The 19,704-nt window shown below is 55.3% G+C and carries 19 protein-coding genes; 15 read left to right on the forward strand and 4 right to left on the reverse strand.

Annotation, left to right across the window (positions count from 1 at the left end; translation table 11 throughout):
• Window positions 1-29 precede the first annotated feature (29 nt).
• The 4 genes from cobB (at window position 30) to L1D43_RS05930 (ending at window position 2,377) form a co-directional block, all read left to right on the forward strand.
• A complete protein-coding gene (gene cobB / locus L1D43_RS05915) occupies window positions 30-776 on the forward strand; it encodes a Sir2 family NAD+-dependent deacetylase (protein WP_239850299.1) in 747 nt (248 codons plus the stop codon).
• Between the two features lie 146 nt (window positions 777-922).
• Window positions 923-1,342 carry an ATP-binding protein gene (locus tag L1D43_RS05920; protein ID WP_239851051.1) on the forward strand — a complete coding sequence of 140 codons (420 nt, stop codon included), beginning with the start codon at window positions 923-925 and terminating at the stop codon, window positions 1,340-1,342.
• A 40-nt stretch (window positions 1,343-1,382) separates the two neighbouring features.
• A complete protein-coding gene (locus tag L1D43_RS05925) occupies window positions 1,383-1,670 on the forward strand; it encodes an antibiotic biosynthesis monooxygenase (protein ID WP_239850300.1) in 288 nt (95 codons plus the stop codon).
• Between the two features lie 47 nt (window positions 1,671-1,717).
• Window positions 1,718-2,377, forward strand: coding sequence for a Type 1 glutamine amidotransferase-like domain-containing protein (locus tag L1D43_RS05930; RefSeq protein WP_239850301.1), 660 nt, complete (start codon window positions 1,718-1,720; stop codon window positions 2,375-2,377).
• 31 nt (window positions 2,378-2,408) lie between these two features.
• On the opposite strand, the gene L1D43_RS05935 is transcribed toward L1D43_RS05930, so the two are convergent.
• A complete protein-coding gene (locus L1D43_RS05935; RefSeq protein WP_239850302.1) occupies window positions 2,409-3,632 on the reverse strand; it encodes an alpha/beta hydrolase-fold protein in 1,224 nt (407 codons plus the stop codon).
• Between the two features lie 553 nt (window positions 3,633-4,185).
• Here L1D43_RS05935 and L1D43_RS05940 point away from each other — a divergent pair.
• The 10 genes from L1D43_RS05940 (at window position 4,186) to L1D43_RS05985 (ending at window position 16,338) form a co-directional block, all read left to right on the forward strand.
• Window positions 4,186-5,376, forward strand: a complete 1,191-nt coding sequence (locus tag L1D43_RS05940) for an acetyl-CoA C-acyltransferase (protein WP_239850303.1) — start codon at window positions 4,186-4,188, stop codon at window positions 5,374-5,376.
• A 135-nt stretch (window positions 5,377-5,511) separates the two neighbouring features.
• Window positions 5,512-7,017, forward strand: coding sequence for a CoA-acylating methylmalonate-semialdehyde dehydrogenase (locus tag L1D43_RS05945; RefSeq protein ID WP_239850304.1), 1,506 nt, complete (start codon window positions 5,512-5,514; stop codon window positions 7,015-7,017).
• Window positions 7,018-7,159: 142 nt separating this feature from the next.
• Entirely contained in the window at window positions 7,160-8,317 is a 1,158-nt protein-coding gene (locus L1D43_RS05950; RefSeq protein WP_239850305.1) for an acyl-CoA dehydrogenase family protein, read from the forward strand.
• Between the two features lie 15 nt (window positions 8,318-8,332).
• On the forward strand, window positions 8,333-9,106 hold the full coding sequence (locus tag L1D43_RS05955) for an enoyl-CoA hydratase (RefSeq protein WP_239850306.1): 774 nt from the start codon (window positions 8,333-8,335) through the stop codon (window positions 9,104-9,106).
• The gene (locus tag L1D43_RS05960) at window positions 9,106-10,236 is read left to right on the forward strand and encodes an enoyl-CoA hydratase/isomerase family protein (RefSeq protein WP_239850307.1); all 1,131 of its coding nucleotides are present in this window, start codon (window positions 9,106-9,108) and stop codon (window positions 10,234-10,236) included. Before L1D43_RS05955 ends, L1D43_RS05960 begins: the two co-directional genes overlap by 1 nt.
• Before the next feature lie 35 nt (window positions 10,237-10,271).
• Window positions 10,272-11,171, forward strand: a complete 900-nt coding sequence (mmsB, locus tag L1D43_RS05965) for a 3-hydroxyisobutyrate dehydrogenase (RefSeq protein WP_239850308.1) — start codon at window positions 10,272-10,274, stop codon at window positions 11,169-11,171.
• 4 nt (window positions 11,172-11,175) lie between these two features.
• Complete coding sequence (locus L1D43_RS05970) at window positions 11,176-11,934, forward strand: SDR family oxidoreductase (protein ID WP_239850309.1); 759 nt, start codon at window positions 11,176-11,178, stop codon at window positions 11,932-11,934.
• Between the two features lie 276 nt (window positions 11,935-12,210).
• Window positions 12,211-12,468, forward strand: coding sequence for a hypothetical protein (locus L1D43_RS05975; protein ID WP_239850310.1), 258 nt, complete (start codon window positions 12,211-12,213; stop codon window positions 12,466-12,468).
• 9 nt (window positions 12,469-12,477) lie between these two features.
• A complete protein-coding gene (locus L1D43_RS05980; RefSeq protein ID WP_239850311.1) occupies window positions 12,478-14,529 on the forward strand; it encodes a S9 family peptidase in 2,052 nt (683 codons plus the stop codon).
• A gap of 213 nt (window positions 14,530-14,742) precedes the next feature.
• A complete protein-coding gene (locus L1D43_RS05985; RefSeq protein WP_041511532.1) occupies window positions 14,743-16,338 on the forward strand; it encodes an ABC-F family ATPase in 1,596 nt (531 codons plus the stop codon).
• Between the two features lie 259 nt (window positions 16,339-16,597).
• Here L1D43_RS05985 and L1D43_RS05990 read toward each other — a convergent pair whose 3' ends face one another.
• From L1D43_RS05990 to L1D43_RS06000, 3 genes are all read right to left on the reverse strand, one after another.
• Window positions 16,598-17,959, reverse strand: coding sequence for a leucyl aminopeptidase family protein (locus L1D43_RS05990; protein ID WP_239850312.1), 1,362 nt, complete (start codon window positions 17,957-17,959; stop codon window positions 16,598-16,600).
• A gap of 72 nt (window positions 17,960-18,031) precedes the next feature.
• Complete coding sequence (locus L1D43_RS05995) at window positions 18,032-18,460, reverse strand: LETM1 domain-containing protein (RefSeq protein WP_239850313.1); 429 nt, start codon at window positions 18,458-18,460, stop codon at window positions 18,032-18,034.
• A gap of 59 nt (window positions 18,461-18,519) precedes the next feature.
• Complete coding sequence (locus tag L1D43_RS06000; RefSeq protein WP_239850314.1) at window positions 18,520-19,077, reverse strand: TetR/AcrR family transcriptional regulator; 558 nt, start codon at window positions 19,075-19,077, stop codon at window positions 18,520-18,522.
• A 97-nt stretch (window positions 19,078-19,174) separates the two neighbouring features.
• Here L1D43_RS06000 and L1D43_RS06005 point away from each other — a divergent pair, with 97 nt between their 5' ends.
• Window positions 19,175-19,645 carry an HPP family protein gene (locus L1D43_RS06005; protein ID WP_239850315.1) on the forward strand — a complete coding sequence of 157 codons (471 nt, stop codon included), beginning with the start codon at window positions 19,175-19,177 and terminating at the stop codon, window positions 19,643-19,645.
• Window positions 19,646-19,704 lie beyond the last annotated feature (59 nt).

Consider the following 19,704-nt stretch of genomic DNA (forward strand, 5'->3'; position numbering starts at 1 on the left):
CCGCAAAAGCATAAAAATAAGGAAGAGGGATGTATCGGCAGATCGTAGTGTTAACTGGGGCAGGGATCTCAGCTGAATCTGGCTTGAGAACCTTTAGGGATCAAGATGGGCTCTGGGAAGAGCATAAAATTGAAGACGTGGCGACGCCTGAAGGCTATGCCCGCGATCCCGAAATGGTGGAGCGTTTCTATAACGAGCGCTGGCAGCAGCTCCATAACGGTGAAATTGAACCCAACGCCGCCCATAAGGCGCTGGCGAGGCTAGAGCAGGAGTTCGACGGTCAGCTGTTGGTGGTGACGCAAAATATCGACGATCTCCATGAGCGCGCCGGCTCGCGTCGCCTGCTGCACATGCATGGTGAGCTGACTAAGGGTCGTTGCCCACGTTCTCATCAAACCTTTCTGTTGACCGATCACTTCGGCGTCAACCATACCTGTACCTGTTGTATTCCCGCCCAGCGCCTGCGTCCCCACGTGGTCTGGTTTGGCGAGATGCCTATCGGCCTAGATCGCATACAGCATGCGCTGGATACCTGCGATCTCTTTATCGCCATCGGCACCTCGGGCACCGTCTATCCCGCCGCCGGCTTTGTCGATACCGCCAATCATCATGGCGCCCAGACGGTTGAGGTTAACCTGATGCCAGCCGACCGCCACAGCCAGTTTCAGTATCATCTGCAGGGTAAGGCCAGCGAGATAGTGCCACAACTGGTGGAGCAGATCCTCGCAGGTGAGGTGATAAGCGACCAGCCCTTACCGGGCGTCTCCAAGGCGTGAGTCATCGCGTGATCACTGAGGCGATCCCAGCAGGGGAGTTGTCGCAGATAGAAGCTGCGCAAACACCTGAAGAGAAGGCACCAGAAGCGCAAACACAAGAAGTGATAAGGGGCGAAGACAGTCCTAACTGTCCACTGGCCATCATCATGCGGGGGCTGCCGGGTAGCGGCAAGAGCAATTGGGTCAACGCCTTCCTTGCCAACCATAGCGATGGCGAGGCGATTCGCCGTCGCGGCTACTTCTCTACCGACGATCGTTTTATCTGCGAGGGTGAGTACCGTTTCGACGCCAGTAAGCTGTCTGAATATCATCAGCTTAATCTCACCGGATTCATTCAGGCATTGTCTCGCCATGAACCTGTGGTGATCTGCGATAACACCAACATGGCTCATTGGGAGTTTATGGCCTACGATGCCGCCGCCAAGGCGATGGGTTACCAGGTGCGCATCTTGTTGATTGGTGATCCTCTCGATAAGGCTCATCAAGCACTATGCGCCGAGCGTAATCAACATGGCCTGGGGCTCAGGCAGATCCAGGCCATGGCGAGTCAATTCCAGCAGCTGTAATGGCTGCAATCTTTTATTTTTAATCCATTGAGGGAGCAAGATGTTTGCCGTGATATTTCGGGCCAAGGTGGCCAAGTTAGATGCCAGATACTCAGAGATGGCTGCCAAGATGCGTCAGGTGGCGATGGATAAATATCATTGCGTCGATTTTGTCGCCGTGACCGAAGGGGAGCAGGAGATTGCCATCTCCTATTGGCAAAGTGAGGCCGACATTTTGGCCTGGAAACAAGACAGCGAACATCAAATCGCCCAACAACTCGGCCGCAGCACCTGGTATGAGCGTTATCAGGTCGAGGTGGTCGAGATAAAGCGTCAATATCAGGGTTAACCTAGAAGTCGTGCTGGGAAGGCAAACAACTTACAAGGAGAAGTCAGGTGACACTGGTATTGATCAGCGATCTTAGCGGCGCAGCAAGTCAAGCTGCGATAACAGAAGTGCTCGGTGAAGGCGCCAGCCTGGGCTATTTGGCCTCAGGCCATGAACCAGAGTTAAGTTACTACGGTGCGACTCAGAAACAATATGCCGAATGGGGGGTGAGCCTGTGTCACTATCTGGATCTCGAGCAGGGCTATACGCTGGCGGGGCTGAATACACTGTTGAGTTGCCAGGCTATCCACCTCGCCGGTGGCGATACCTTTCAATTTTTAGCTCAGCTGCAGGCGCGCGGCCTGATGGAGTCGTTTAAGGCCTATCTTAATCGCGGCGGGATCCTAATTGGTCTTAGCGCCGGGGCCATGCTGATGACGCCGACCATCGCCAGTGCGTCCCTGTGCGGTGATGTGAATCATCTGGGACAGAGCGACTTAGGGGCTTTAGCCTTGCTTCCTTATCAATTCCTGCCCCATAGCGATCTCAGCGATGGCGGGGTAGCGCTTAGCGTGCAGGCCGCCAGCCTACTGGAGGCATCGACGCTGGCCGAGTATCCCTTGATTCTGTGTAGCGATGAGGACGCCGTCATCGCCACCAAGACAGGGCTGCGCGGTTTCGGGCAGCCACTGCTGTTCGATGGTGTGGGCTTAATGGCACTGGCCTAGAACAAAGCTAGGTTATCGGCGGATAGGCACGCTACTGCAGCTCCCAAAGTTCCCAGGTGTTGAGGCGATACTCCTCGGCGAGTGCTAAGGCTTTGTCCTGATGGCGCTTGGCATTCGCCTCGTCCCCCATGCCTTGATAGTAGAGGCTCATCTCTCTGTGCCAGTAGGGCGAGGCCTCTCCCTGTTTGGCCACGCTATCGAGCATGGCCTTGGCCTTTTCGGCTTGCCCCTTGATGTTAAAGCCCTTGGCCACCTGAACCGTCACTATGGTGAGCGAGTCGGGAAACTCGGCTTTTACCGCCTGTAAAACCTCATCGAGTCTATCGAGCTGCTTGGACCAGAACAGATACTTGGCAAATTGGTAGGCTTGTAGCCATTCGATATGAAAGCCGGCCCAGTTAGCCTTGCGCTTGGCAAAATAATCCAGCACTGCGCGGTAGTCGCCAAGGGCCAGCATCTCGCCGCCATCCAGGCCATAGTCGGGGGATAAGAATAGCAGGCCGTCATTGAGTGCCGGCAGGGCGGTGGTGAAGTGGTTCTCGTCGGGGTAGTGCTTAAATTGCCAGTGGATCTTTTGCTCGTCATAGCCTTTGAGTGCGCTTACTAGTTCATTCACGCCCATCTCTTGCTCGTTGGCCAAGGTCAGAAAGAGTGGCGCTTTTATCGCACCTTGCTTGAGCCGCTCATCGAGTCGCTCGATATAACTCATCTTGTCATACCAAACGCTCGGGCTCATGGCCAGATAGGCATCGAAGGGGCTGTTTGCTTGTGTCATGGCATAGAGAGTAAATAGGCCGCCCATGGAGTAGCCCGCCAGCGCCTTATGGGGGTTGGTGCGAAACTGACGGTCTATAGTGGGTACTAGCTCCTTGGTCAGATAGCGATAGAAGGTGTCTGCGCCGCCAAAGGCCTCGCCCTCGTCGCTCTTCCAGGTGGTGGTGTAGAGATAATCGCTCTGGCCTTGATTGGCGATGCCCACCACTATCATGGGCGCTATCTTGCCCATGCGCGCCAGATGCAGTGCCAGGGCCGATACATGTTGAAATTGAAAGTCGGCATCCACCACATAGAGCACGGGGTAGTGCCGCGTGTTGCCATAGTAGCCTTCGGGCAGGGAGACCATGTAGCGCCTTGGCGCCTTAAACTCGCGCGAGTCATGGCTGAACTCATGTCCCGCGATGATGGCATTGCCACTTGCTGTGATGTCTACATTAGCTGGCGACTCGGCCCATGCCTGGGTGAGGGTCAGGGTCAATAGTAGGCAGACGCAGAGGGAAAGGCATTTTCCCAGGGCTGTAGGGGTATTTGTTCTTATTGGTTCTGGTGTTGTAGGTACTGATGTCTTAGGTACTGATGTCGTAGGTACTGATGTCGTAGGTACTGATGTCGTAGGTACTGATGCCGTAGGTATTGGTGTCATAATTCGTCCCGTCCATGTGAAACTAGTAGGCCGATAGCCTTATATTTTTAACCTTATTTTTACCAGTAAATAGTCGCATATGTCTTGCCAAAAAACGCTGCACCTTGCCTTTGCTATTCATTAGTCATTGTTTTTAACAGCTTTACTCTTGTTTTGCAGCAGCATGCTAGCCTATTCCCCTTGTTGCGCATACCACCAAAAACAGTATCTTGTCTCCACGCTGTAAATGCAGCCTGACAAGACATTAGACTAAAGTTAGTGAAATTCGACCAGTTAATGCTTGCTTTACGTTCGCGTAAACGTCAGAGTGATATTATTTGAACATGATCACGCTTCCCAGAGGGAGTCGTGTGATGTGAGCGCATAAGTACCTTGAATGGAGCGGAAGATGAGTACAGAGCAAACTACCCAAGAAATCGTGATTGTCGCGGCAAAACGCACCCCTATGGGCGGATTCCAAGGAGCCCTTTCCAGCGTGCCGTCACCGACACTCGCCGCCACGGCGATCAAGGGACTCATGGACGCCGCCGGCGTTCAGGGCGATGAGGTTAACGAAGTCTTGATGGGCTGCGTATTACCGGCAGGCCTGGGTCAGGCGCCGGCGCGTCAGGCAACCTTAGGTGCGGATCTTCCCCTGTCTGTGGGCGCGACAACGGTCAACAAGGTGTGCGGTTCAGGCATGAAGACCGTCATGATGGCCCATGATTTGATTAAGGCAGGCAGCGCCGATGTCGTGATCGCCGGTGGCATGGAGAGCATGAGCCAGGCACCTTACCTGCTGGATAAGGCTCGTGGTGGCATGCGTATGGGTCACGGCAAGGTGCTGGATCACATGTTCTTAGATGGCCTCGAAGATGCCTACACGGGCGGCGCCATGGGCACCTTCGCCCAGAAGACCGCCGATGATTTCGGTATTACCCGAGAGGCGATGGATAACTTCGCCCTGAGTTCGCTACAAAAAGCTAACGCTGCAATCGAGTCTGGCGCCTTTAAGGACGAGATAGTGCCTGTTACCGTGGCAAGCCGCAAAGGCGATCTCGTGGTCGATACCGACGAACAGCCTGGCAACGCCAGACCCGAGAAGATCCCAAGCCTGCGTCCTGCTTTCGCTAAAGAGGGGACTATCACGGCTGCAAACTCTAGCTCTATCTCAGATGGCGCAGCTGTGTTGATGCTGATGAGTGCCGATGAGGCGAGCAAGCGCGGCCTGGAGGTGCTGGCCACCATCAAGGGGCACACCACACATTCACAAGAACCTTCGATGTTCACCACAGCCCCGGTCGGCGCTATGAACAAGCTACTGGATAAGGTGAACTGGTCGAAAGACGAGGTGGACCTGTTTGAGATCAACGAAGCCTTCGCCATGGTCACCATGCTGGCTATCTCTGAGCTGGGCCTAGACGAGGCCAAGGTCAACGTCAACGGCGGCGCCTGCGCCCTGGGTCACCCCATCGGCTGCTCTGGTGCCCGCGTGCTGGTCACCCTCATCCATGCCCTGAAGGCCAGAGGCCTTAAACGCGGCGTGGGCTCGCTCTGTATCGGTGGCGGCGAAGCCACTGCCATGGCTATCGAAGTTTAATCCCATTATTTGGGCTCGCTACCGCGAGCCCATGCATTCACCCATGATTATGTGAGTTTTTTGCTGTCACTTACATAGCAGATCATCAGGCAGCGGCATTCGCCCAGGCCTGTTAGACGTATTTAGGAAAGCGATATGACAACTCAAGTAAAACATTACATCGACGGTCAGTTTATCTTAGGTAGCGGCCAGCAACAGATCTCTGTCACCAACCCGGCGAACAACGAGGTGATTGCCACCATCAACGCCGCCACGGTCGAAGAGGTTGAAACCGCCATCGCCAGCGCCAAGCAAGCCTTTGCTACCTGGAAAGAGGTGCCTGTGTCTGAGCGTGCGCGTGTGATGTTCCGCTACCAGCACCTGCTCAAGGCGCATCATGATGAGATCGCCACCATCCTGGCTCAGGAAACCGGTAAGACGTTCGAAGATGCCAAGGGCGATGTATGGCGCGGTATCGAGGTGGCCGAGCATGCCTGTAATATCGCCAGCCTGATCATGGGTGAAACCGTAGAAAACGTTGCCCGCAGCATAGATACCTATAGCTACACTCAACCCCTGGGTGTGTGCGCCGGTATAACTCCTTTTAACTTCCCTGCGATGATCCCGCTGTGGATGTTCCCGCTGGCTATCGCCTGTGGTAACACCTTCGTGCTTAAGCCGTCGGAGCAAGATCCTATGACGCCGCAGCGTCTGGTTGAGCTGTTCGAAGAGGCTGGCGCGCCTAAGGGCGTGTTGCAGCTGGTGCATGGTGACAAGACGGCCGTAGACGTGCTGCTGAGCCATCAGGATATCAAGGCGATCTCTTTCGTCGGCTCTGTGGGTGTGGGTCAGTACATCTATAAGACAGGTACCGATAACCTCAAGCGCGTACAAGCCTTCGCCGGTGCCAAGAACCACTGCGTTATCATGCCAGATGCCAACAAGCAGCAGGTGATCAACAACCTGGTAGGCGCCTCTGTGGGTGCGGCCGGTCAGCGCTGTATGGCGCTGTCGGTAGCGGTATTTGTCGGCGAAGCCAAGAAATGGATCCCAGAGCTGCGTGACGCCATCGCCAAGGTTAGACCCGGCGTGTGGGACGATAAAGATGCGGCCTATGGCCCGGTGATCAGCCCGGCGGCCAAGGAGCGCGTGCTTAAGCTGATCGCACAGGGTAAGGAAGAGGGCGCCGAGTGTTTGCTGGACGGTAGCGATTTTACCGTCGAAGGCTACGAAAACGGCAACTGGGTTGGCCCAACCATGTTTACCAATGTGACCACCGACATGAGCATCTACAGGGAAGAGATCTTCGGCCCCGTACTGTGCTGTATGGAAGCCGAGACGCTTGAGGAGGCTATCGAGGTCGTCAATGCCAGCCCATACGGTAACGGCACCTCAATCTTTACCGCTTGCGGCGCCGCGGCCCGTAAGTACCAACACAACATCGAAGTGGGTCAGGTGGGGATCAACGTGCCTATTCCTGTGCCACTGCCTTTCTTCTCGTTCACCGGTTGGAAGGGCAGCTTCTACGGCGATCAACACGCCTACGGTAAGCAGGCAGTGCGTTTCTATACAGAAACCAAGACGATCACCGCTCGTTGGTTCGAGACTGATATCGTCGAGGCTGAGCATCATGCGCCTAACATGACCATTGCCCTGAAATAAGGGATAGCAAGAGACCTTGCAAGGTAAAAGCGATAAGGCCGGAGGCCGAATCGCTTTTATCATTACTAGCCTACAACAAGTTAACGCGCCGCCATAAATAAGCCGACTAAGGCAAATACAAAGGCGCGAAAGGAGAGATCAGATGGATTTTAATCTGAATGACGACCAACGTCAGTTTGCCGAACTGGCTACCCAATTTGCCCAGGAAGAGCTGGCACCCTTTGCCGCCAAGTGGGACGAAGAACATCATTTTCCCAAAGACGTGATTCAAAAGGCCGGTGAGCTGGGCTTCTGCTCACTCTACTCGCCCGAGTCGGAAGGGGGCATGGGCCTGTCACGTCTGGATTCATCCATTATTTTCGAGCAGCTCGCCATGGGCTGTACCGCCACCACCGCCATGCTGACCATTCACAACATGGCCACCTGGATGGTGACCAGCTTTGGCTCTCAGACCCTGCGTGATGAGTGGTCTGAGGCGCTGACCACAGGTAACAAGCTGGCCTCATACTGCTTGACCGAGGCGGGGGCGGGCAGCGATGCGGCATCACTCAAGACCAAGGCGGTACGCGAAGGCGACGAGTATGTGATCTCAGGCGCCAAGATGTTTATTTCGGGTGCAGGCTCTACCGAGCTATTGGTCGTCATGTGCCGCACAGGCGACGCTGGCCCTAAGGGGATCTCGGCGATTGCTATTCCAGCCGATGCCGCGGGCATCAGCTACGGCAAGGCGGAAGACAAGATGGGCTGGAACGCCCAGCCGACCCGCGAGATCACCTTCGACAAGGTGCGCGTGCCAGTGACTAACCTACTGGGTGAAGAGGGCCAGGGCTTTACCTTCGCCATGAAGGGCCTGGACGGTGGTCGTATCAACATCGCCACCTGCTCGGTCGGTACCGCCCAAGCGGCGCTGGAGCGAGCCCAGCAATATATGAACGAGCGTCAGCAGTTTGGTAAACCGATCGCCGCCTTCCAGGCGCTGCAATTTAAGCTGGCCGACATGGCGACAGAATTGGTCGCTGCCCGTCAGATGGTGCGCCTAGCTGCCTTTAAACTCGATAGTGGCGATCCAGAGGCGACCGCCTACTGCGCCATGGCCAAACGCTTTGCCACCGACGTGGGCTTCAAGGTGTGTGACAGCGCGCTGCAGCTACACGGCGGCTATGGCTATATCCGCGAATACCCGCTTGAGCGTCACTTCCGCGACGTGCGCGTCCACCAGATCCTAGAGGGCACCAATGAGATCATGCGTCTCATCATCGCCCGCCGTCTACTCGACGAAAACGCCAGCCCAATCTTATAGTCAGGGAGAACAAAGATGACAGCGATAGTTGAACAGATCATCGGCCATACCGCCGTACTGACCATGAACAACCCACCGGCCAATACTTGGACGGCCGATAGCCTGGCGCTACTCAAGCAGAAGGTGACCGAGCTTAACGCCAACAAGGAGATCTATGCTCTGGTGTTGACAGGGGAAGGCGAGAAGTTTTTTAGCGCCGGCGCCGATCTCAAGCTGTTTGCCGACGGTGATAAGGGTAACGCGGCTACCATGGCAAAACATTTTGGTGAGGCCTTCGAGGCGCTGAGCGCATTTCGCGGCGTCTCTATCGCGGCTATCAATGGTTATGCCATGGGCGGCGGCCTGGAAGTTGCCCTGGCCTGTGATATCCGTATCGCCGAGGCCCAGGCCGTGATGGCACTGCCAGAAGCCACAGTTGGGCTGCTGCCATGTGCAGGCGGCACCCAGAACCTAACGGCTCTGGTGGGCGAAGGTTGGGCCAAGCGCATGATCCTCTGCGGCGAGCGTGTTAACGCCGACAAGGCGCTGAGTATTGGTCTTATCGAAGAGGTGATCGACAAGGGAGCAGCCCTTGATGCCGCCATGGCGTTGGCCGAAAAGGTGGCGAACCAGAGCCCAAGCAGCGTGACAGTATGTAAGCAGCTGATCCAATCTGGTCGCGCCATGCCGCGTACACAAGCATTGCCGCTAGAGCGTGAGCTGTTCGTTGGCCTATTCGATACCGAAGATCAGGCCGAAGGGGTTAATGCCTTCCTGGAGAAGCGCAAAGCAAACTGGAAGAATCGCTAATGACTGAACAGACAAATTGTGTGGTCTTTCAGACCTTAGGCACCCTCTCGGGCAAGCTGGTGGGCGTTGCTACTCTCAACATGGAGAAGGCGCTCAACGCCCTCAACATGGAGATGGTGCGTGCGCTGACTACTCAGCTGACCGCCTGGGCCGACGATGATGCCATCGCCATGGTGGTGCTGGACGGTGCGGGCGAGAAGGCATTCTGCGCCGGCGGTGACGTGCGCGCCCTCTATCAGGCGGCTCGTGAGTTGCCGGGCGAGATCCCTGAGGTGACCCAGGACTTCTTTACCCGAGAGTATTTCCTCGATCATCTGCTGCACACCTTCGACAAGCCAGTCTTGGTATGGGGCGACGGCATCGTCATGGGTGGCGGTCTGGGCCTGATGGCCGGCGCCAGCCACCGCGTGGTAACCGAGCGTTCTCGTATCGCCATGCCAGAGGTGACTATAGGCCTCTATCCCGACGTGGGCGGCAGCTATTTCCTCAACCGTATGCCGGGTCATATGGGGCGCTTCTTGGGCATGACCGCCTACAACATGGATGGCGCCGATGCCTTCTATGTTGGCCTGGGTAATCACTACCTGAATTCAAGTGACAAGCAGCCGCTGTTCGATGCGCTTTCAAGCATCGACTGGGAGAGCGATGTCTGTGCCAACCACGGCAAGCTAAACGCCCTGCTGGAGGCAATGTCGAGCCGCTGCGCCGAGCCCATGGGCGAGAGCATTCTCGAGCAGCATCAAGGCGAGATCGATGCCCTGATGGCGGGTGAGCTTAACGATATCATGACCAGAGTGAAGGCGGTAGAAGATGCCGAGCCTTGGCTGGCGCGCGCCCTAAGCACTATGCTGGCTGGCAGCCCGCTGAGTCTGCACCTGGTGTATCAGCAGTCGCTGCTGGGGACTGAACTGAGTCTGAGCCAGGTGTTCCAACTTGAGTTGGGGTTAAGCTGTAACTGCTGCGCTATCGGCGATTTCGCCGAAGGGGTTAGAGCGCTGCTTATCGACAAAGACCGTCAGCCAAACTGGTTATATGAGACCGTCGAGACGGTGCCTCAAGAGATGGTCAGGTCACTGATGACCTCGCCATGGGATCCGCAAAACGATCCACTGCGCACCTTAGGCCAATAATTTTTCAGGCAAAGCCTGAGGAAAAGGAGCAAAACATGAATACAGTTGCATTTATCGGATTAGGTAACATGGGTGGCCCGATGGCGGTCAACCTGGTGAAGGCTGGCTATACGGTCAAGGCTTTCGATCTCTCTCAGGCGGCCCTGAACCATGTGGTCGAGCAGGGTGCCATGCAGGCACCCAGCGCCTGCGCCGCGGCGGCTGCGGCCGATGTGGTGATCACCATGTTGCCTGCGGGCAAGCATGTGCGCAGTCTCTATCTGGGAGACGAGCAGAATAAGGGGATCATCGACGTAGTGGCCGATGGCACCCTGCTTATCGATTCCTCTACCATAGACGCCGAGAGTGCACGTTTCGTCGCCGAGCAGGCCAAGGTCAAGGGACTCGAATTTATCGATGCGCCGGTATCGGGCGGCACTGCAGGTGCAGCGGCCGGCACCCTGACCTTTATCTGTGGTGGTAGTGATACCGCCTTCGAGCAGGCCCAGGGCGTGCTTAACGTGATGGGCGCCAATATCTTCCATGCCGGCGGCCCGGGTGCCGGTCAGGTGGCCAAGATCTGTAACAACATGCTGCTGTCTGTGCTCATGGTTGGCACCAGCGAGTCAATCCAGATGGGGATAGACCATGGACTGGACCCTAAGGTGCTTTCTGAGATCATGAAGGTTAGTAGTGGTGGTAATTGGACGCTAGATAAATATAATCCTTGTCCAGATGTGATGGAAAACGTGCCATCATCAAATGGTTACCAGGGTGGATTCATGGTTGATCTCATGGTGAAAGACTTAGGTCTGTCCCAGGAGGCGGCCCTGCTATCTAACTCGAGCACCCCGATGGGCGCCTTGGCCCGTAGCCTGTACGTGAATCATGCCCGTCAGGGAAATGGTAAGCGTGATTTCTCCAGTATTTTTGAGCAGTTTAATAAAAAAGGGTAAGTTGATGGATTTAAAAGATAAGGTTGTAGTCATCACAGGTGGTGCCGGTGGTTTAGGTTTTGCGATGGCACAAGAACTTGCCGCTGCGGGTGCCAAGTTGGCGCTTATCGATGTGGATCAGGAGAAGTTAGAGCGCGCTTGTGCCGATATCGGCGATACCACCGAGGTGCAAGGCTACGCCTTCGATATCACAGATGAAGAAGATGTGGTAGCGGGTTTCGGTTACATCCTCGAAGATTTCGGCCAGGTCAACGTGCTGGTTAACAACGCGGGTATCCTGCTCGACGGCATGTTGGTGAAGGCCAAAGAGGGTGAGGTGACTGATCGCATGTCGCTGGCGCAGTTCCAGGCGGTGATCAATGTTAACCTGACGGGGTCATTCCTCTGCGGTCGTGAAGCGGCGGCGGCCATGATCACCTCGAAGCAGAAAGGTGTGATCGTTAACATCTCTAGCCTGGCGAAGGCGGGCAATATCGGCCAGACCAACTACGCGGCCTCTAAGGCGGGCGTTGCAGCCATGTCTGTGGGTTGGGCGAAGGAGCTGGCGCGCTACAACATTCGTAGTGCAGCGGTTGCGCCGGGTGTGATCGAGACAGAGATGACGGCGGCCATGAAGCCTGAGGCGCTAGAGCGTCTTGAGAAGATGGTACCGGTTGGACGTCTGGGCCAGGCAAGCGAAATCGCCTCTACCGTTAAGTTCATCATCGAAAACGACTATGTCAACGGTCGTGTGTTCGAGATCGACGGCGGTATCCGCATCTAATTGCTGGCTTATCCCAGTGTAAAACGGGCCCAGTGCCCGTTTTTTTATGGCGACGCTTATCCTTGGTAAAGGCGCTATGTGCTAAGGCGTGCCACTTGATGTAATCTAATACCAATCACGGTAAGTAAGTGATCAGAAATAGCGCGGGAAAAACGTTAGAGAACAAGGCAGGATTTTTCGATAAGTAGTTATTCTACAATCAAAAAGCGTAACGCCGTTATCGGAAGTTTTAACAAGCTAGCATGGTCAGTTATTTACCACGATTGGTATAACCTTATGAGTAAGAAAAGAAAGATGATATGGTTTGAACAAGCAACCAAGACGCTGATGTTGATTGTGGGTGTCCTTGGGGTGGTGGTGATCTACGCGGGCTTCTTCTTTCTGCTGGTTACTCAGTCTTCGGCCAGTTTCCTACCCTGGTATATTCTGATCTCCCCCTGGCTGTGCATCTACTTTGGCCTGAGCGCAGAGAAGCAGAGGCTCACGCTTCTGTGGTTGCGACGTAAGTTATTCTTTTGGCGTAAATTCAAGTGAACTAAGTTTATGACGCGGCGGTTCAAAAACCTGATTCTGGTGCTGGTAATGGTGGCCGTGGCCGTCATGCTTGTGATGCATCATTTTCGGGTGGAGACGCCCGAGCTGCCTCGTGATAAGCGTAGCGGCAGGCTTATCGCCGACTACGGCAGCTGGCATTCAGTGCTCTCCGCCAAACAGGTCTACGCCCCCTCAGACAGCTTTGGCGTGCTGAGACCCATAGATGGCGGCCTCTATTTCACCCAGACCGACGCCAGTCACGGCGGTAAGGTGGGGGTCAATAAGCTTACCCCTGAGGGTGATGTGACACGTATCATTAATCCCGAATTCGATGTGAAAAGCCGGGTGCATGAGTATGGTGGTGCGCCTATGCTGGCCATCGGCAGCACATTATTTGCGGTGAAGCGCGACGATCAGCGCCTATATCGTATTGCCCCCAGTCAGGCGCCTGTGGTCTTAACCCCTATTAATACTCGCCACGCCGATTGTGTATCTTACCCTAAGGGTTCGCGGATTATCTGCGTGCGCGAAGATCACCGCCAGACGGGCGAGTCCACCGCCAGCATAGTGGCGTTAAACCTCAATTTTGAAAACGAAGGCGAGACTTTGGTCAGCGGCAGCGACTTTTACGCCGCGCCGCGGGTCTCACCGGATAATCGTCAGCTGGCCTGGATCAGCTGGCAGCAGCCCAACATGCCCTGGGACAATACCGAGCTCTGGGTGGCCGATCTTGACCCCAAGGGCGGCATCATGCACCCGAGACGACTGCTTAACGATTTGCAAGGCGCGATCACTCAGCCAGTTTACAGCCCAAGTGGCGAGCTCTTTGTGGTGGCCGATTTCAATAACTGGTGGAACCTCTATCGGGTAACGCCCGAGGGCAAGGCCGAAGCTGTGCTCGAGCTGGCGGGGGAGTTTGCCAAGCCAGACTGGCAGTTGGGTAATCACAGCTATGCATTTGAGACAGAGGATCAACTGATCGTCAGCGTGCAGCATGAAGGTAAGACTGATTTGCTGCGCTTCTATATGAAACTTGGGGTCACAGAGTCGATCGCCGCCGAGTTTGCCGAGGTGAAACAGCTGGTCAAGGGGCCGGACGGCATCTATTTCATCGGCAGCAAGACAACGCCGGAGAAGGGGATCTATCGCATTCGCGGCCGGGGTGTCGAGCTGGTGTATGCGCCTAAGGTCACGGCGCTGGATCCTCGCTATATCTCCCGCGCCGAGCCGATTCAGTTTATCTCCGATATCAGTGGGCTGCCCGTCTATGGCTACTTTTATGGTCCCATGAATCCAGAGTATATTGCGCCAAACGACCAGCGTCCGCCCTTGATCGTCATGCTGCACGGCGGCCCTACCTGGCAGGCCAGTCTGAGTTTTCGCCGTGACATTCAATTTTGGACCAGTCGTGGTTTTGCCGTGCTGGATGTCAATTATCGCGGCAGCTCGGGTTTTGGCCGGGCCTATCGTCAGAGTCTCTATGGTTTGTGGGGCCGGGCAGAGGTGGAAGACGCCATCGAGGCGGCCGAATATCTGACCGACAGAGGCTGGGTCGATGCCGACAAGGTGGCCATTCGCGGCATGAGCGCCGGCGGTTTCAGCGTGCTGTCGGCGCTGGCCTTTTACCAGACCTTTAAGGCCGGCGTGGTCTATTCGGGGATCAGCGATCTCGAGGCGCTGGAGAGAGAAACCCATAAGTTTGAGCAGGGCTACCTGCATCATCTGGTGGGCGAGCTAACGCCTAATTCTCCTCTGTATCGCCAGCGCTCGCCTTTGTATCACTTAGACGATCTCAAGGCGCCGCTGCTGCTGGTGCAGGGCGCGAAAGATCCTATCGTGCCGGCGAGGCAGTCAGAGGCCATCTACACCTCCCTCAAGGGGCGCGGCGTGCCTGTGGCCTATCTGGAGTTTGACGATGAGGGTCATGGAGTGAAGAAACCCCTGAATCGTATCGCCGCGCTCAACGCAGAATTATCGTTCTACAGTCAGGTGTTTGGCTTTATGCCTGCCGATGAACAGACCCGATTAGCCATAGATAATGCATCAGCTCTGGCGCAATAAGAGCATCGCCGTTTTCATCCATGCCAGCGGCGGAAAATCGCCCGCTTAAGTTGATAAAATGCCCCAAAGTGGCTATAGTAGCGCGCTTTAAAATATCCCTTTAGCGCAGTTTTTCATCAGCTTGTCATCGGCAGCCGATAGGGTGTTTGTTGAGGCTGGCTACTAGACTCAAACAGGCGTCACTTCGCTTAACTACTATTTCGGAATTTCACATTGATCACGACAGCTAACATCACCATGCAGTTTGGCTCTAAGCCGCTGTTTGAAAACATCTCAGTAAAATTTGGTGGCGGTAACCGCTACGGCCTTATCGGTGCCAACGGTTGTGGTAAATCAACCTTCATGAAGATCCTTGGCGGCGAACTCGAGCCAACATCGGGCAACGTCTCTCTGGATGTGAACGAGCGCCTGGGTAAGCTGAGTCAGAACCAGTTTGGTTACGAAGAGTTTAACGTGGTCGATACCGTGATCATGGGTCATACCGAGCTGTGGAAGGTGAAGCAAGAGCGTGACCGCATCTATTCGCTACCTGAGATGAGCGAAGAAGATGGTATCAAGGTGGCCGAACTTGAGATGGAGTTCGCCGAGATGGACGGTTACACCGCCGAAAGCCGCGCCGGTGAACTGCTGTTGGGTGTGGGTATTCCATTGGAGCAACACTTCGGCCTGATGAGCGAAATCGCCCCTGGTTTCAAGCTGCGTGTGCTGCTGGCTCAGGCGCTGTTTAGCGATCCCGATGTGCTGCTGCTCGACGAACCGACCAACAACCTGGATATTGACACCATCCGCTGGCTGCAAGAGATGCTTAACCAGCGTAACAGCACAATGATCATCATCTCGCACGACAGATACTTCCTCAACTCTGTGTGTACCCATATGGCGGATCTTGACTATGGTGAGCTGCGCATCTATCCGGGTAACTATGATGAATATATGACGGCGGCGACCCAGGCTCGCGAGCGTCTGTTGTCTGACAACGCCAAGAAAAAGGCGCAGATCGCCGAGCTACAGGGCTTCGTGGCGCGCTTCTCAGCCAACGCCTCTAAGGCGAAACAGGCGACCTCTCGTGCCAAGCAGATCGAGAAGATCAAGCTTGATGAGGTTAAGGCCTCTAGCCGTGTTAACCCCTTCATTCGTTTCGAGCAAGAGAAGAAACTCTTCCGTAACGCCTTGGTGGTTGAGGATCTCTCTAAGGGATATGACGAAGGCCCGCTGTTTAAAGATTTTAACCTGATCGCCGAAGTGGGTGAGCGTATCGCCGTGCTGGGTGAGAACGGTGTGGGTAAGACCACCATGCTGCGTACCCTGATCCACGACATCCCTCAGGACACAGGTACCATTCAATGGTCTGAAAACTCATCCATTGGTTACTATGCTCAGGATCACGAAGCCGATTTCGAAAACGACATGACACTGTTTGAGTGGATGAGTCAGTGGCGTAAACCTGAAGATGACGACCAGAGTGTGCGTGGCTACCTCGGTCGTATGCTGTTTAGCGCCGACGACATCAAGAAGTCGGTACGCGTGCTCTCGGGTGGTGAGAAGGGCCGTATGCTGTTTGGTAAGCTTATCATGCAAAAGCCGAACATTCTGGTGATGGATGAGCCGACCAACCACTTGGATATGGAGTCGATCGAGTCGCTCAACAACGCACTCGAGATGTACCAGGGCACGCTGATCTTTGTCAGCCATGACCGCGCCTTCGTGTCATCACTGGCGACTCGTATCATAGAGATCACCCCGCAGGGCGTGAACGACTTCAAGGGAAGCTATGATGAGTTCCTGCGCAGCAAGGGCGTCGAAGAGTAATACCAATCACAGTAAATATGTGATCAGAAATAGCGCAGGAAAAACGCTTGAGAACAAAGCAGGATTTTTAGATAAGTAGTTATTCTACAATTAAAAATACTAATACAGTTGTCGAGCGTTTTAACAAGCTAGAATGATTAATTATTTATTACGATTGGTATAATAACGCCGGTTAGAGGTTTCTAAATAAAAAGCCCGAGTCATAGCTCGGGCTTTTTTGATCTCACTCTAGTCACTGAGAGTGCGACTAGAGTGGACGTTACTTGCCGAAGCGCTCTGCCAGGTAGTCGAACACGGCGCGGATGCCGAATGCCTCACCGCCGATGGGGCGACCCGGTAGCTTGCGGGTGTTCCAGGCCATGACGTCGAAATGGGTCCAGCTGATCTCCTCATCGACGAAGGCTTCCAGATAAAGCGCCGCCGTGATCGCACCGCCAAAAGGCACCTTGCCGCAGTTGGCCAGATCGGCGATATCGCTGCCGGTCAACTCGAAGTAAGGCTTGTGCAGCGGCATGCGCCATACAGGATCTTCAACCGTCAGGCCAGAGGCCGTGATGCCGGCGGCGACTTCGTCGTCGTTGCTGAAGAAGCCAGGCAGCTCTGTGCCCAGGGCGATACGCATGGCACCTGTCAGGGTGGCAAAATCGATCAGCAGCTCAGGCTTGTCGCTGTTGGCCTCGGCCAGGGCATCACACAGCACCAGACGGCCTTCGGCGTCCGTGTTGTCTATCTCAACCGTGAGGCCCTTGCGGGTGGTGATCACATCGCCAGGACGGAAGGCGTTCGCCGAGACGGCATTTTCTACCGCAGGCACCAATACGCGCAGGCGCACCGGCAGCTTGGCGGCCATGATCTGATGGGCCAGACCGATAACATGTGCGGCGCCGCCCATATCTTTCTTCATCAGGCGCATGCCGGCACCTGGTTTAAGGTCCAGGCCGCCGGAGTCGAAACAGACGCCTTTACCGACCAGAGTCACCTTAGGGGCATCTTCATCACCCCAAGTGAGGTCTATGAGGCGCGGCGCGTTATGGCTGGCGCGGCCAACCATGTGGATAGTGGGGTAGTTGTGGGTCAGCAGGTCGTCGCCGACGATTTGGGTGACCTTGGCGCCAAACTCGGCCGCTAGTGACTCCATGGTTTCGCCCAGGTGCTGGGGCATCATGTCGGCGGCTGGGGTGTTGACCAGATCGCGCACGATAGCGACCGAGCGCACCATCTTAAGTGTCTGCTCAACCAGTTCGGCATCGCGCAGCACCAGTTGAGGGTAAACCTTTTCGTTAGCCTTGTAGCGATCGAACTTGTAGGCGCCCATGGCCCAGCTAAAGGCCGCCAGCTTACAGGTCTGGCCGTCGCTGTCGAGCAGGTACTGGCCCGCTGGTAGCTCGTTGACCAGATCGCCGCACATCCAGTGGGAGTCTTTGTTCTCGGTGACAAATAGCACCTGACTGAGGGCGCCGTCATTGCCTGGGATCAGGCTCAGGCCTTTGCCTTGATATTGGGTGCTTGAAAGCCAGTTTTGTACCGGTTTTTCCTGGCTGTTTAGCCAGTCGTTGTAGTCACTTGCCGCCAGCAGCGTCAGTGGGATCCCTTCGGAACCAGAGAGGAGTAATTGAGTCATTGGGCATCATCTTGTTGAGGTCAAAATTCAACTTAGACTAGCATGTTAGCCCCTGTCGGTGAAAGCGGCGCCTTATTCGTTGCTGACTTTTTCGACAGCCTCCAGGGCACGCTTGTTGGCCTGGGCTTCGCGGCTCAGCTGGGCCTTGCGCTCGGAGAGATTGTTAAAGGAGCTGGGGAGTACCTCGACGCCGACCAGTTTACCCAGTTTGACGACCACGGGGATGGTGATGGGGGCAAAGGGCAGCACGGCAAACACGCCAAGGCCCAGGCCCTTGATGAGGTCTGCCAGTTGCTGGTTGGCCAGTCGCAGCTCTTCCTTGCTGGCCTGCTTGCGGGTGTAGCGACCATAGGCGACCAGCATATCCTTGGTCTCCTGTTTCTCCTGGGCCAGGGCATCTTTAAGCACCAACATGTCACGTTTTAAACGCAGACTGAAGCGGCGGCGACTGATGCGCAGCACCCTGAAGGGGGCCTTGTGTAATTTACGATAAATTTTCATGGCGCGATTGTCTCACAAGCCCAGCTTAAGACCTATCTTTTCCTGACGCACTTTTATGCCTAAATAAGGGAGGGGGCCAGTCGTTTCAAGAGGGCCTGGCTGCGAAGGGCGGCGGCCTTGTCCTGGCTCACCATGGCAGAGACGATGGCGCCTTCTTTCATCAGGCAGATCAGATCCACCAGGGACTCATTTGGCTGGCTAAGACGCTGCTCAATCAACTCTCTGACGGCCTGTTTGTGAAACTTGGCGAAGCGTGATACCTGGCAGCGACAGTCGCCACATTCGATGGCAGAGTTGATAAACAGGCAGCCGTGAAACTGGCTCAGTTGCGGCACGCGGTCGTTGAACCAGTCATCCAGTGCGCTAAACAGCGCGTCGATCAGGCTAAGATCGTCCTGCGCCTGCGCCAATCGCTCCTCCAGCCAGTGGATGAAGATCTGGTGGCGTGTCTCCAGTACCGCCACGATCAAGGCTTCTTTACTGCTGAAGTGATGGTACAGGGTCTTCTTGGCGACCCCGGATACCTTAAGCACCTCGTTGATCCCCACCAGATTGATGCCCCGCTCGGTAAAGAGGCTGAGGGCGGTGTCGATTAGCAGTTGTCTCTTATCTGTCATTTTTTCCTCGCTTTTTTATATCTTGACATTGGTAGACCAAGTTGTCTACTCTTGCGGGTAGACAGACTTGTCTACATAAGGGAGTAAAGAGATCAAGATGAATAAACTGGCATTTGCGTTAATCTCCGGCCTGGGCGCCGCCTTAGCCATAGGGCTATTATCCTTCGCGGAAACCTTGCAGTCGGAGGTTGTGTTGCTCATGGTGCCCTTTGGCGCCACCGCGGTATTGGTGTTTGGGGTGCCGGACAGCCCCCTGGCTCAGCCGAAGAATGTGATTTTCGGTCACCTGTTGACCTGCGCCATCGGCCTCTACTTTGTCCATTTCGTCGGCGTGACCCCGCTGACCCTGGCGCTGGCGGCAGGGCTCGCGGTCAGTGGCATGCTGCTGACCAAGACGACTCATCCACCGGCAGGTGCCACGCCGCTGCTAGTGATGTTAACGGGTCAGGACTGGGATTTTCTGATCTCGCCCGTATTATCCGGCGCCTTGATTATCGTGGCAGTGGGTAAGCTTATCGCCCTGATGCACAAGCGTCTCGAGCGGCAACAGCGTGCGGCAATGGACTAGTTTTTTCCTACGAATCCTACTTGTTACAACTTTTGTGCTTAATTTCAGTAGGCTAGATT

The sequence above is a fragment of the Shewanella sp. Isolate8 genome (assembly GCF_022398495.1).
Lineage (GTDB): Bacteria > Pseudomonadota > Gammaproteobacteria > Enterobacterales > Shewanellaceae > Shewanella > Shewanella aquimarina.

Excerpts from the sequence above, each read along its gene's own strand:
- cobB (WP_239850299.1), top strand. The coding sequence starts at position 30 with ATGTATCGGCAGATCGTAGTGTTAACTGGGGCAGGGATCTCAGCTGAA.
- L1D43_RS05920 (WP_239851051.1), top strand. The coding sequence starts at position 923 with ATGCGGGGGCTGCCGGGTAGCGGCAAGAGCAATTGGGTCAACGCCTTC.
- L1D43_RS05925 (WP_239850300.1), top strand. The coding sequence starts at position 1,383 with ATGTTTGCCGTGATATTTCGGGCCAAGGTGGCCAAGTTAGATGCCAGA.
- L1D43_RS05940 (WP_239850303.1), top strand. The coding sequence starts at position 4,186 with ATGAGTACAGAGCAAACTACCCAAGAAATCGTGATTGTCGCGGCAAAA.
- L1D43_RS05945 (WP_239850304.1), top strand. The coding sequence starts at position 5,512 with ATGACAACTCAAGTAAAACATTACATCGACGGTCAGTTTATCTTAGGT.
- L1D43_RS05950 (WP_239850305.1), top strand. The coding sequence starts at position 7,160 with ATGGATTTTAATCTGAATGACGACCAACGTCAGTTTGCCGAACTGGCT.
- L1D43_RS05955 (WP_239850306.1), top strand. The coding sequence starts at position 8,333 with ATGACAGCGATAGTTGAACAGATCATCGGCCATACCGCCGTACTGACC.
- L1D43_RS05960 (WP_239850307.1), top strand. The coding sequence starts at position 9,106 with ATGACTGAACAGACAAATTGTGTGGTCTTTCAGACCTTAGGCACCCTC.
- mmsB (WP_239850308.1), top strand. The coding sequence starts at position 10,272 with ATGAATACAGTTGCATTTATCGGATTAGGTAACATGGGTGGCCCGATG.
- L1D43_RS05970 (WP_239850309.1), top strand. The coding sequence starts at position 11,176 with ATGGATTTAAAAGATAAGGTTGTAGTCATCACAGGTGGTGCCGGTGGT.
- L1D43_RS05975 (WP_239850310.1), top strand. The coding sequence starts at position 12,211 with ATGAGTAAGAAAAGAAAGATGATATGGTTTGAACAAGCAACCAAGACG.
- L1D43_RS05980 (WP_239850311.1), top strand. The coding sequence starts at position 12,478 with ATGACGCGGCGGTTCAAAAACCTGATTCTGGTGCTGGTAATGGTGGCC.
- L1D43_RS05990 (WP_239850312.1), bottom strand. The coding sequence starts at position 17,959 with ATGACTCAATTACTCCTCTCTGGTTCCGAAGGGATCCCACTGACGCTG.
- L1D43_RS05995 (WP_239850313.1), bottom strand. The coding sequence starts at position 18,460 with ATGAAAATTTATCGTAAATTACACAAGGCCCCCTTCAGGGTGCTGCGC.
- L1D43_RS06000 (WP_239850314.1), bottom strand. The coding sequence starts at position 19,077 with ATGACAGATAAGAGACAACTGCTAATCGACACCGCCCTCAGCCTCTTT.
- L1D43_RS06005 (WP_239850315.1), top strand. The coding sequence starts at position 19,175 with ATGAATAAACTGGCATTTGCGTTAATCTCCGGCCTGGGCGCCGCCTTA.